General features: G+C 71.6%; 9 protein-coding genes, 1 pseudogene and 3 riboswitches. Of the genes and pseudogenes, 4 read left to right on the plus strand and 6 right to left on the minus strand.

What is annotated here, in order from left to right; genetic code table 11:
• The 4 genes from FRZ03_RS04830 to FRZ03_RS04845 all read right to left on the minus strand — a co-directional run.
• A partial coding sequence (locus FRZ03_RS04830) for an energy-coupling factor ABC transporter ATP-binding protein (protein WP_146463881.1) occupies window positions 1-796 on the minus strand: 796 nt, incomplete at its 3' end.
• Window positions 793-1,929, minus strand: coding sequence for a CbiQ family ECF transporter T component (locus tag FRZ03_RS04835; protein WP_146463912.1), 1,137 nt, complete (start codon window positions 1,927-1,929; stop codon window positions 793-795). The genes FRZ03_RS04830 and FRZ03_RS04835, both read right to left, overlap by 4 nt.
• Before the next feature lie 20 nt (window positions 1,930-1,949).
• Entirely contained in the window at window positions 1,950-2,855 is a 906-nt protein-coding gene (locus FRZ03_RS04840; RefSeq protein WP_146463882.1) for a hypothetical protein, read from the minus strand.
• Complete coding sequence (locus tag FRZ03_RS04845) at window positions 2,852-5,584, minus strand: prenyltransferase/squalene oxidase repeat-containing protein (RefSeq protein ID WP_146463883.1); 2,733 nt, start codon at window positions 5,582-5,584, stop codon at window positions 2,852-2,854. Before FRZ03_RS04845 ends, FRZ03_RS04840 begins: the two co-directional genes overlap by 4 nt.
• Window positions 5,585-5,759: 175 nt before the next feature.
• Window positions 5,760-5,893: riboswitch (cobalamin riboswitch) on the minus strand.
• A 282-nt stretch (window positions 5,894-6,175) separates the two neighbouring features.
• On the opposite strand from FRZ03_RS04845, the gene FRZ03_RS04850 reads away from it, so the two are divergent.
• Window positions 6,176-7,588, plus strand: coding sequence for a prenyltransferase/squalene oxidase repeat-containing protein (locus FRZ03_RS04850; protein ID WP_146463884.1), 1,413 nt, complete (start codon window positions 6,176-6,178; stop codon window positions 7,586-7,588).
• Between the two features lie 40 nt (window positions 7,589-7,628).
• A complete protein-coding gene (locus tag FRZ03_RS04855; RefSeq protein ID WP_146463885.1) occupies window positions 7,629-8,549 on the plus strand; it encodes a cobalamin-binding protein in 921 nt (306 codons plus the stop codon).
• Between the two features lie 13 nt (window positions 8,550-8,562).
• Here the strand turns inward: FRZ03_RS04855 and FRZ03_RS04860 are convergent, their stop codons facing one another.
• On the minus strand, window positions 8,563-9,051 hold the full coding sequence (locus FRZ03_RS04860) for a DUF4430 domain-containing protein (protein ID WP_146463886.1): 489 nt from the start codon (window positions 9,049-9,051) through the stop codon (window positions 8,563-8,565).
• A gap of 163 nt (window positions 9,052-9,214) precedes the next feature.
• Window positions 9,215-9,358: riboswitch (cobalamin riboswitch) on the minus strand.
• Between the two features lie 138 nt (window positions 9,359-9,496).
• Window positions 9,497-9,687: riboswitch (cobalamin riboswitch) on the minus strand.
• A gap of 102 nt (window positions 9,688-9,789) precedes the next feature.
• Window positions 9,790-10,089, minus strand: a pseudogene (locus FRZ03_RS04865) (HoxN/HupN/NixA family nickel/cobalt transporter); the annotation flags it as partial.
• 128 nt (window positions 10,090-10,217) lie between these two features.
• Here FRZ03_RS04865 and tsaD point away from each other — a divergent pair.
• Together tsaD and FRZ03_RS04875 are read left to right on the plus strand one after the other, a co-directional pair.
• The gene (tsaD, locus tag FRZ03_RS04870; RefSeq protein WP_146463887.1) at window positions 10,218-11,267 is read left to right on the plus strand and encodes a tRNA (adenosine(37)-N6)-threonylcarbamoyltransferase complex transferase subunit TsaD; all 1,050 of its coding nucleotides are present in this window, start codon (window positions 10,218-10,220) and stop codon (window positions 11,265-11,267) included.
• The coding region (locus FRZ03_RS04875) for a GNAT family N-acetyltransferase (protein ID WP_146463913.1) at window positions 11,267-11,706 on the plus strand (440 nt) is incomplete at its 3' end. The genes tsaD and FRZ03_RS04875, both read left to right, overlap by 1 nt.

Raw genomic sequence — 11,706 nt, forward strand, 5'->3', positions numbered from 1 at the left:
TGAGCGGCGCGGCGGCGCGGCGGGCGTCGCGGACGGACAGAGGCAGCGGAGACCACTCGGCGGCCCGGCCCAGCTCCACGATCGGTGGTGCGATGGTGGACGTGCGGAGGATCTCGGCGGGCGAGCCGATGCGGGCGTGGCCGTCGCCGGGCAGGTGAATGACCCGGTCCGCGTACTGCACGACGCGTTCGAGGCGGTGCTCCGCCATGAGGACGGTGACGCCGAGGTCGTGGACGAGCCGGGTGACGGCGGCGAGGACCTCCTCGGCCGCGGTCGGGTCCAGAGCGGAGGTGGGTTCGTCCAGCACCAGGACGCGCGGGTGGGCGGTGAGGACCGAGCCGATCGCGACGCGCTGCTGCTGGCCACCGGAGAGTTCGTGCAGCGCGCGGTGGCGCAGGCCGGCCAGACCGAGCAGGTCGAGGGTCTCCTCGACGCGCTTGCGCATGGTCGCCGGAGCGATCGCCAACTGCTCCATGGCGTAAGCCAGTTCCTCCTCGACGGTGTCGGTGACGAAGCCGTCGATCGGGTCCTGGCCGACGACCCCGACGACATCGGCGAGTTCGCGGGGCGGATGATCGGCGGTGTCACGGCCGTCGACGGTGACGCGGCCGTACAGGGTGCCGCCGGTGAAGTGCGGGACGAGTCCGTTGACCGCGCCGAGGAGTGTGGACTTGCCGACGCCCGTGTGCCCGACGACGAGGCAGAGTTCACCTTCCTCCACCGTGAGGTCGACGTCGCGCAGGGCGGGCCCGGCCGCGTCCTCGTACTGGACGGTGACCTGGTCGAAGGTGATCACGAGGGGTCGGCTTTCTGGACGGGGCTGGGCGGAGGTGCGAGGAACCCGGCCGTGCCGGCGAGGAGGATCGCGGCGGTCGGCACGAGGGGCAGGCCGGGCCAGGTCAGCGGGTAGTAGGTGGGGTTGAGCTGGGCAGGGTCGTAGCCGAGGTTGCTGAAGAGCAGGAGGGCGGACAGCAGCCCGCTGCCCGCGACGGCCCACTCGGGCAGGTTCCAGGGGTCGGGGCGGTAGGTGGTCCGGGTGACGCGCCGACCGCCGAGCCGCAGGCCCGCGACGCAGAGAACGGCTCCGGCACACATCGCCGGCAGTCCGAGGAGCGCGGGCGCGGTGGCGTCCAGGAGCCCGTACGCCCCCGCGCACATGCCGCTCATGCCCAGCAGCATCAGCGCGCCCGTGACCCGGCGGGACCGGCGGGTGGCGGTGCCCGCCCGGCCGTAGCCGCGCGAGTCCATCGCGGCGGCCAGCCGCAGGGAACGTTCGAGGGCGTCCTCCAGGACAGGGACCACGATGCCCCTCAGCGCCTTCATCCCCTTGGTGCGTCCGGCCCGCAACTTCCTGGCTCTGGCGACGCGTTGCACGCTCTGCACGAGCTGGGGCGCCACACTGACCGCGACGGTGACCGCCACCCCGAGTTCGTACAGGGCGCCGGGCAGGACGCGCAGCGCGCGCTTGGGGTTGGCCAGGGTGTTGGCGGCACCGATGCAGCACATGATGCAGGCCAGCCTGAGCCCGTCGGTGGCCGACGACAGCAACGCCTCCAGCGACACGGGTCCGCCGATCCTGATGCCCGCGTACCAGGCGGGCGTCGGAATGTGCGGGAGGGAGAACAGGAAGTGGTCGTGCGGCGTGATGCCGGTCGCGAACACGGCCCGGAAGGCGACCCGGATCGTCACGACCGTCAGGGCCAGGTACAGGTAGTACTTGAAGCCGCGCGCCCAGGGCGCCTCGGTGCGCCGGGCCGTGACGACGTAGCCGAGGACGGCGAGGACCAGGAACAGCAGAAGCGGGTTGTCGGTGCGGCTGACGGCCGTGGCGAGGGCGAGGGCCCACACCCACCAGGCCACGGGGTGCAGGGTGCGGGGAACGCGTCGGCCGCCGTCACCGGCCGCCGCGGCGGCCGGTGACGCCTCCATGGTCGTACGGGCCACCGCGGTCACTCGGTACGACGGCGCCGGTACGCCACGTACCCGGCGGCACCGCCGATCAGGACCACGAGACCGGCTCCCGTGGCCACGGGGACGAGCGAGCCGGAGTCGTGCTTGGCATCGGCGGCCGGCTCCGCGTCGACCACCCTGGTGCCGGTGCGGGACGCGGTGGGCTCCGGGCTGCTCGTCATGGCACTGCGGGTGGGAGTCGGTGTCGGGCTCGGGGATTTGCCGGGCTTCGGCTTCCTCGGCTTGTGCGAGGGCGGCTCGGAGGGAGCCGTCGTGCGCTGGTCGGGAGCCGGGCCGGTGTCCACGTCGGGCGGCAGGGAAGGTGCCTTATGCGTGGACGCGGGCCAGGCCGCGTCTCCCTGCGGCCTGGTGTTGTGGGCGCGGAGCTGGTCCGGGGTGATCTTCGGGCGGCCTTCGGTGCCCTGGATGTTCGTACCGCCGAAGATCCACAGGTCGACGCTGCCCGGCTTGGGCTTGTAGAGCATCGCGCCAAGCTGGCTGTAGCTCCACGTCTTCGCTCCCGCGTCGGCGTGCCAGTACGACCAGTACGCGGAGGCCGGCGGGGTGAGCACGCAGTCGTCCTGAGCGGGCGTCGGGTACTGCTTGCCGCTCTTGTAACCGCTGTAGCCGATACGGCAGATGAACGCCGGCCCGTCGTGTCCGGTACCGACGGTGCTCCAGCCTCCCTGGTTGAGCAGCTCGTAACCCGTCGTCGGTGTCGTCCCGCAGGAGCGAAGGACCGGGCCGCCCCAATGGCTGAAGTCGACGGCGAGGACGACGCCGGAGGTGGTGGTGCAGCGGCCCATGGGCTGCGGGTCGGCCGCCACCGGGGTGCCGGTCGCGGCGACCGCCGCGCTCGTCAGGCCGAGCGCGGCGAGCACACGCAGGAGACGCGCGCCTTTCATCGTCCGCCCCCTGTGGCCGTGCGCCGGCGGGCGACGACCACCGTGCGCCAGCCGGCGAGCACCAGCAGGGCCGCGATCGCGGCGAGGGTACCGACTTGGGCTCCGGTGGAGGCGAGAACGCCGCCGTATCCGCCCGCGGCCGTCCCGCCGGCGCCACCCGCGCCCCCGGTCGCACCGCCATCGCCGCCGCCCGACTGGCCGATGGTGATGATGTCCGGGGCGCTGCCGCTGGGGCTCGGCGTCGGCTGCTGGGACGTACCGGTCAGGCTGCGCTCCAGTGTGCCGAAGGAGATGCCGGTGGCGCCGCTGACGGCCTGGGTGGAGGCGCGCAGGTCGGAGCCGTGCTGACCGCCCTTGGCGACGTTGAAGCCACCGTCGGTGTTCTGCTGCAAGGCGAGGAACTTGCGTGCCTTGGCGATCTTCGCCGCGTACTTCCCGGCGTCCAGGGACAATCCCTGCACGGCGAGGGCGGCGGAGTTCACCGAGTCGCCCGCGGCGCCCGGGAAGCCGCCGTCGGCCAACTGCTGGGACGCGATCCAGGCCAGCGCCTTGGCCACGGCCTTGTCCGCCTTGGCACCTCCCGCCAGGTCGAGCGTCATGGCGGCGATGGCGGTGGAATCCACGTCGGAGTCGTTCGTGGACGGGATCAGGCTCGGCCAGGCCCCGCTGGACTGCTGCAGGCTCTCCAGATAGGAGAGCGGCTGCGCGGCGGCCGCCTTCTCGCCCGCTCGCAGCTGCGCCATGACGGCCAGGGACTGGGCGAAGACGGAGGGCGCGTAGGAGTAGGCGCCCTTGGCCGCGCAGGAACGGTCGGGAGCCTTGCTCGCCTTGGCGCAGACGGCCTTGGCGAGCGCGGCGATCAGGTCGTGGCCGGCGAAGTGGCGCGGGTCGCGGCCGACGGCCTCGGCGAGCAGGGCGGTCTTGCCGATGGATCCTCCGGCCGCGTAGGAAGTGCCGATGGAGGTCCAGTCGTCGACGGTGCGGCCCGCACCGTCCTTGCCCCGGTGGTCGAGGAAGTCGACGATGCCGCGCAGCTTGGCGTTGTTCAGTCCGGTGGCGGCGAGCGCGTAGGCGCCGTCGATGGTGAGACCGAAGTCGGCGCGGCCCGTGCCGAAACCGTCGCCGTAGTACTGGCCGCCCTTCAGGTTGGTCCCCTTGGTGAGGTAGGCGACGCCCTTCTTCAGGTCGGGACCCGCGCCGGGGGCGGGGGCACTCGGCGAGACGGTGGGCTTCTTGGTCGGCGGCGTCGAGGGGGGTGCGGGCCTCTTCGTGGTGAGGGTGGCCAGGCTGGTGCCGGCACCGGCGAGGACGGCCGGCGGGGTCGCGTAGACGGCCGGGTCGGTGTCGGTCTCCTCGAAGCCGAAGCCGCCGCCCTTGAGCTGGTGCCGGGACAGCCATCCGACGGCCGCGTCCGCGCGCTTGGTGTCGCCGAGGGCGCGCAGGGCCTGCGCGGCGTACGCGGTCGCGGTGACGCTGCCGGTCGTGGAGCCGGTGTAGCCGGGGAAGGCGCCGTCCGCTCGCTGCGCCTTGGTCAAATAGGTGCGGGCCTTGGCCACCGCGTCCTCGTGCCCGCCGGTCTTGTGCAGCACCAGGGCGACGAGCCCGGTGGAGGCCGGGTCGCCGTCGCAGTACTCGCCCGTGCGGATGAGGATGCTGGTGACGCCGCCGTCCTTGCACTGGAGCTGGGTGAGGCGGTCGACGGTAGCGGCCGGGGGTGTCGCTCCGGCTCGGACCAGGGCCAGGACGGACAGGGCCTGGCCCTCGGTGTAGGACGAGGCCCGGAAGTCGCCCTTCGCCGTGCAGCCGGGGGTCGCCTCGCCGGATTCGGGGCCCGCCGCGCACACGTTCTTCGTGAGGAGGCCGACGAGGTCGCGGCCCCCGAAGGCGCGCGGGTCGCGTTCGGTGGCCTCGGCGAGGAGGGCCAGGCGGGCGACGGCGGTGGCGTCGGGCGCCTGGTCGGTGCCGTTCGGGTAGGCGAAGTCGGCGACGTGGGCGGCGAGGAAGCCGGTGACCTTGTCGAGCGTGGCGCTCTTGCCGTCCGCGGCGGCGAGCGCGTATGCGGTGTCGGCGGTCAGCGAATAGTTCGGGGTGGTGGCGCCGTCGTCGACGACGCGCTCGCCGTCCGCCAGACGTCCCTTGAGCCACGTCGCGGCGGCGGCCACGTCGATCTTGCCGGGGCCGCCGGTCGGCGTCCCGGGGTCGGGCGTGTGGATGTCACCCTTGCGCACGTCGGCCGGGCTGAACGTGGGCGCTCCCGTGCTCCCGCCGACATCCGTGCCGCCGTAGACCCAGGCGTCGACGTCGCCGTTCTTGAGCTTGCGGGCCATGGCACCGTACGGGCTGTAGGTCCAGTCGTCCTGGCCGGGAGAGGCGATCCAGTACGACCAGTACGCCGTGACCTGCGGGGTCAGGACGCAGGACTCCTTGTCCGGAGTCGGGTACTGCGTACCGGAGTTGAAGGTGCCGTAGCCGATGCGGCAGATGAAGGCGGGGCCATCGTGCTGGGTGCCCGTCGTGGTGAATCCGGCGTCGTGCAACAGGTCGTAGCCAGTGGTGGGCGTGGTGTCGCAACCGCTGACGACCTTGCCGCCGAACGGCCCGAAGTCGACGGCGACGACGGCGCCCTTGGTCGCGGTGCACTTCCCGACACCGTCCGCCGCGGCGGGAGTTGTCGTGAGGAAGCTCACGCAGGCGGCCAACAGGACGAACAGGGCCGACGCGAGCGACACCACTCGTCGTGGGCCCGCCACCGCGGTCCCGATTCTTCGCTTCCCCGTTCCCACCACGGCCCCCTCGCGCCTGCCGGAGCGGACGCGCGGACGTGGCAGGAAGCCTCCGTCGCACGGGAGGTCCCGGCAGCCGGAAGCTGGTCGCACCACGCCGCAGTCCACGACGGCGTCTGTTGCTGAAGAACACGCTCCAGGCATTCCGGCTCGCCCGGTGGTGCCGGGCCTACGGTTGCGGGTCAGCGCCGGAATTCGACCGGCTTCCCCTGGAACTCATTGCGTATCAGCCGGATTTGAACACGCTTCACAGCAACCGTCAAGGCTGCCTACAGGCCGGCCTGCGTGAGCGGTGGCGGCCCGGATGCGGGTCGGGTACCGTCCCGATCTGCCGAGTGGGGGAACCCGGTGGGAGTCCGGGGCTGACGCGCAGCGGTGTGGGACGGCGGGGGCCGGCCCGAGCCCGAATGCCCAAGCGGTGAAGCACTGTTGGTAGCCGGTCCACGCGTTCCGGACGGCGGCCACGCCCGCTGCTCCGCAGGCCGCTTCCGGCCCGGCACCGGGTCCGGCCGGCGTCCTCCACCCAAGGAGCAGGCCATGCCCCGTTCGCTGTCCCACCGCCGTACCGCCCTCACCGCGGCCGCCGCACTCGGCGCCTTCGCGCTCACCACACTGCCCGCGGCGGCGACCTCCACGCCGGCGCAGATCGCCACGTCGAAGACCGACGGCGTCGCCTACCTCAAGTCCCTTCAGGCGGCGGACGGTTCGTACGCCGGCTCCGGACTGTCCAACGAGTGGGCGTTCAGCGCGCTCGCCTCGGCCGGGACCGCCGCGGTGGACGTGACGCCCGGCGGCGACGCGAGCAAGAACGCGAGAACCGTCTACCGCAACCTGCTGTCCACCTCGGGCTGGCCGTCGTCGTCTCCCGTCGTCACCGACTACGAGCGCGCCGCACTGAACGCCTACGCCGCCGGCATCGACCCGGCCCGGGTCTCCGCCTCCCGCAACCTGATCGCCGACATCTACGGCTACTGGCAGACCTCCGAGCCGGGCTACATCGGGCCGTCCGCCAACTTCAACGGCACCGTCTTCGCCGCCCTCGCACTGAATGGGGCCAAGACCCAGGCCGGGCAGGCCCGCATCCCGCAGGCGCTGCGCGACGCCGTCGTCACCCGCCTGCGGGCCAACCAGCACAACGACGGCGGCTGGAACTACAGCAAGGCCGAGGGCATCCCCAGCCAGCTCTCCGCCGCGAGCGACGTCGACATGACCGGAGCGGCGATGGCCGCGCTGTGCGTGTCGGGCGTGCCGAACACCGACACGGACATTGTGCAGGCGAAGGCGTTCCTGAAGAGCAAGCTGGTGCCGAACAGTGGTGCGTTCAACGCCATGTTCGGCGTGAACACCGACTCCAACGGCTGGGCGGTGTCCGGCCTGAACGCTTGCGGTATCGACGCGCAGACCGGGGACTTCCGCACCTCCATGGGCAAGACGCCGGTGGACTTCCTGATCGCGCAGCAGTTCAACCCGGGCGGCGGGTTCAAGTACCTCCCCTCCGACACCTCGCCGACGGCGTACTCCTCGATCGACGGGCTGCGGGCCGTGGCCGGCGGCGGCTTCACGACCACCCCGCCGGTCCCCACCACTCCGGGTGCGCCACAGTGGGTGAGCCAGTCCTCCCTCACTTCCGGTACGGCGACGAAGCTGGCGCTCACCGTGGACGACGGCGCGGGCAATCTGAAGGTGTGCTCCGTCGCCCTCACGCCGACCGGCTCGACGACCACGCTGGGCGCCGTCCTCGACGCGGCCACGAGCGCCGCCACGCCGTCCGGCTGCGTCACGAGTGTGACCCCGTCGTCCGGCACCGGCACCATCACGGCTGTCAACGGCATGGTCAACAGCGGATCCAACACGTGGAAGGTCAGCATCGACGGCTCGTCGTTCACCTCCGCCACGCGGGGCACGGTCGTCGGCGTCGGTGACACGATCGCCGTGCGCTGGGGCGCCTGACGGCAGCCCTGTCGGGCGCGGCGGGACCTAGAGTCGGGGTATGCGCATCGTCTCCCTGCTGCCCGCCGCGACCGACATCGTCGCCGAGCTCGGGCTGTCGGACCAGCTGGTCGGCCGCACCCACGAGTGTGACTGGCCACCGCGCGAGGTGGCTCCGGTACCCGTCGTGACCGGCGCAGATTTGGACCAGGACGCGCTGTCCAGCAGGGAGATCTCCGACGCCGTCGGCGGGTCGGCGCACTCGGGCTCGTCGCTGTACACGCTCGACACCGAGGCGCTGGCCGCCCTGCGTCCCGACGTGGTCCTCACCCAGGACTTGTGCGACGTGTGCGCCGTGTCCTACGAAAAGGTCAGCCGGGCCGTACGGCTGCTCGACGCCGACACCCGAGTCCTCAGCCTGGAGCCCCGCACCCTCGACGACGTCCTGGACTGCCTGGTCACGGTGGGCGAGTTGCTCGGCGTACGGGAGCGGGCGGAGCGTAAGCGGGCGGCGCTGCTGGCCCGGCTGGACCGGGTCCGTGAGGCGGTCGCGGGACGTCCCCGACCACGGGTGGTGGCGATCGAATGGCTCGACCCGTTGTGGCCCGCAGGGCACTGGGTGCCCGAACAGACCACGGCCGCGGGCGGCGAACCTCTTCTCGCCGCGCCGGGCGAGCACACCAAGCCGATGACCTGGGAGGCGGTCCGCGCCGCACAGCCGGACGTGGTCCTGGTGCTGCCGTGCGGTTTCCCACCCGAACGCACCCTGCGGGAAGCCGCGTTGCTCACCGGACTGCCGGGCTGGTCGGATCTGCCGGCCGTCCGGTCCGGCCGCGTATGGGTGCTGGACGGACCGTCCTACTTCAACCGACCGGGGCCACGGGTGGTGCGGGGGGCGGAGGTGCTCGCCCATGCCCTGCACAGCGTGCGGACCGGCGAGGAAGTCGCACCGGCCGAGGCACGTCCGTTCCCCGGCCGGTGACGACAAGGAAGGATCAGAACGCCGTCCAGGTGAACGCCACCTTGTCACCGGCGTTCAGCTTGAACTGGCAGCCGCCCACCGGGGTGGAGGTGCCGTTGACCGAGATGTTCCAGTAGGCGCTGCCACCACCGCTGACGTTCTTGATGGCGTCGACCGAGTAGTCGTCGAACGACGCGTACCAGGTGCCGTCCCAGGTGAAGTGCCGCTTGCGCGCCGCGTCGTCGAGGGCCGCCGTCGGCGTCGGCACGGCGGACGGGTTGGCGCCGCCGTTGGTGCCGTCGCATCTGTGCGTGCCGCCGGTCGCGGTGGTGACCTCATGACCGCGGGTTCTGATCTTCCCCTTGAACAGCACCCCGTCCGGGCCCTGCACGGTCAGGGTCACCTTGACGGGAGCGTTCGTGCCTGGCGTGCTCTGCGCGTGGGCGACGGCCGGGGCGGATGCAAGCGCGAGTCCGAGGACGGCCGTGGTGATCAGGGTGCGGCGTGCGGATGTGGGGTGCAAGGCTCGAGCCTTCCTGATAGGGCAGCCCGCAGCCCATCGCCGTGCGGACGGGAAGGCACCAGGGCGTGTGGTCCACGGCGTGGTGTACGACGGCTGGACGGCACCGACCCAGGGCGACCCGAACGAGGCTCTCGGCTTCGCGCTGCAGACCATGACAGTGGGAAGCAATTCAGGGCACGCGCCAGGTATCCCGACTCACGGCCTCACGGCCGCACACGGTTGCAGGTCAGCGCCGGGCTCACACCGGCTTCCCCCAGTCACGCACCTATGCGGTTGTAATGCGCACAGCTCACGCACTGACGCCCGTCGACGTTGTCATACCGTGCGCGAACTGTGCTCATCTTATGGTCAGTTGGTGAATCTCAACCAGACTTCTTGATACCGGTCTCACGAACAGCCGGAGTCGAGAGGGAGCCCCGAGCCAGGCACGGGGAGATCCACCCCGGGGTCGCTCGAGGAGGCGACCAGTCTCCTGGCTCCCGGGTCGCGACACGCCCGGCCCTTTTCACCCGTATCAGGGCGGTGGGGCTGCCAGGTCTCGCGCACCGGTCACAGGGGCGGGACCGCGGCGGATTCACACCGGCTTCCTCGGACCGCCGCCGCCTTATACCGCTGATCATCATCTCATCATGCGACGCTGGCCCCTCCTCCGGCAGCTACGCGGAAGGGCTCCCGCGAGCGGTCTGTCCGAGGGAGCCCTTCGTCGTGTGCCAGCCTCGTCGAACTGGCCGGCACGCAGTCGAACTGGCCGGCACGCGTCTGCCGGAAGACCTTCAAGATGGCCACCGTGATCACCAGGTTGATGATCGCGATGAGGTAGAGGAAGGTCCCGGAGACGGTCGTGCCGATCCAGCCGGTGATGTCGTGCAGCTCGGAGTTGTCGTTCCCAACGGGACCGGCCAGTGCCTTCACACCGAGGGAGAGCAGGAACGCGAGGCCGAAGACGACCGTGGAGTGGCCGAGGGAGAACCAGAAGCCGACTGACAGCGGACGCTTGCCCTCGCCCATCAGCTTGGGGGCGGTGTTGTCGATCGCCGCCCCTGCTCAGCGAAGCCCTCGAACACCTCATCGCACCACACGGCCCCGCCAGGCCGGGTGGGTTCACATCGCGGGCGCACTTATTGCAGACTATTCGCAATAACTTGAAGTTCGCAGGAAGGTGCATCATGGGTTCTCGGATCGTTCTCGGTATCGAGACGTCCTGCGACGAGACCGGTGCGGGACTCGTCCGGGACGGACGCCTGCTCGGCCATGCGGTGGCGTCGAGCATGGACGAACACGCCCGTTACGGCGGCGTGGTGCCCGAGATCGCCTCCCGCGCCCATCTGCATGCCGTGCGCCCGGTGGTTCGGCGGGCACTGGAGCAGGCAGGGCTGCGCCCGTGCGACATCGGTGCGGTCGCCGTCACCACCGGGCCGGGCCTGTCCGGCGCGCTCCAGGTCGGCCTCGCCGGGGCGAAGGGGATCGCCTACGCGCTGGGTGTCCCGCTCTACGGCGTGCACCACCTTGCCGGTCACGTCGCTGCCGACACCCTGGAACACGGCCCGCTGCCCGACCCGTGCATGGTGCTGATCGTCTCTGGCGGCCACACCTCGCTGCTCCTCGTGCGCGACCTGGCCAGCGATCCGATCGCCCACCTCGGCGACACCCTCGATGACGCCGCCGGCGAGTGCTTCGACAAGGTCGCGCGGGTCTTCGGCCTGCCGTATCCCGGCGGTCCGGCCATCGACCGCGCTGCCCGCGAGGGCGACCCACGCGCCGTCGGCTTCCCTCGCCCGCTTCCGGGTTCGTACGACTTCTCCTTCTCCGGGTTGAAGACGGCGGCGGCCCGCTGGGCGGAGTCCCACACCGGGCGCGAACTGCCCGTGCACGATGGAGCGGCGTCGCTGCAGGAGGCGGTCGCCGACGTCCTGACCCGGAAGGCGGTCGCCGCCTGTGCGCAGCACGGCGTCGACACCCTGGTCGTCGTCGGCGGGGTCGCCGCAAACTCACGGGTCCGATCACTGGCCGAGCAGCGCTGCCGGGCGGCCGGCATCGCACTGCGGGTACCGCCGCTGAGGCTGTGCACGGACAACGGCGCGATGATCGCCGCCGTCGGCGACCTCCTCGTGCGGGCTGGGGCCGAACCGGCGCCCTTGGACATGTCGATCGACCCGTCGGCACCTCTGGAGTACGCGGCCCTGCATCCAGTCGCGACCGGAGCGGTGACTGCGTAATGGACATCCGTGTCGCCACACACGACGAACTCCTGCAGCACAGCCCGGCGCTGCGTTCCGTCTACTCCGAAGCGTTCTGCGCGCCGCCCTGGAACGAGGACGAGGAGCGGGCGGACGCCTTCGTCGTACAGCTCAGCCCGGATGTACGGCGTCCGGGGTTCACCGCGGCACTGGCCTTTGACGGAGCGGACCTCGTGGGTTTCGCCACCTCCTGGGCAACGCCTACCCCTTTCCCGTCGGACCGTTGCCATCCGCAGGCGGCCGCCTCTCTCGGCCCGGGCCGTACCGAGGAGTGGTTGTGCGGTGCCCGCGAGGTCGATGAACTGGCCGTTCGCCCCACCGCCCGCGGCACCGGACTGGCAGCCGGCCTCCTGCGAGCGGTGACCGAGGGCGCCCCCGCCGGCCGCGCCTGGCTGCTCACATCCCTCCGCTCGCCCCT

The organism is Streptomyces misionensis (assembly GCF_007896895.1).
In the GTDB taxonomy this organism is placed as follows: domain Bacteria; phylum Actinomycetota; class Actinomycetes; order Streptomycetales; family Streptomycetaceae; genus Streptomyces; species Streptomyces misionensis_A.

What these genes read in the sequence shown, in the direction of transcription:
- tsaD (WP_146463887.1), top strand. Translation starts at nt 10,218, where the DNA reads ATGGGTTCTCGGATCGTTCTCGGTATCGAGACGTCCTGCGACGAGACC.
- FRZ03_RS04850 (WP_146463884.1), top strand. Translation starts at nt 6,176, where the DNA reads ATGCCCCGTTCGCTGTCCCACCGCCGTACCGCCCTCACCGCGGCCGCC.
- FRZ03_RS04855 (WP_146463885.1), top strand. Translation starts at nt 7,629, where the DNA reads ATGCGCATCGTCTCCCTGCTGCCCGCCGCGACCGACATCGTCGCCGAG.
- FRZ03_RS04835 (WP_146463912.1), bottom strand. Translation starts at nt 1,929, where the DNA reads ATGGAGGCGTCACCGGCCGCCGCGGCGGCCGGTGACGGCGGCCGACGC.
- FRZ03_RS04840 (WP_146463882.1), bottom strand. Translation starts at nt 2,855, where the DNA reads ATGAAAGGCGCGCGTCTCCTGCGTGTGCTCGCCGCGCTCGGCCTGACG.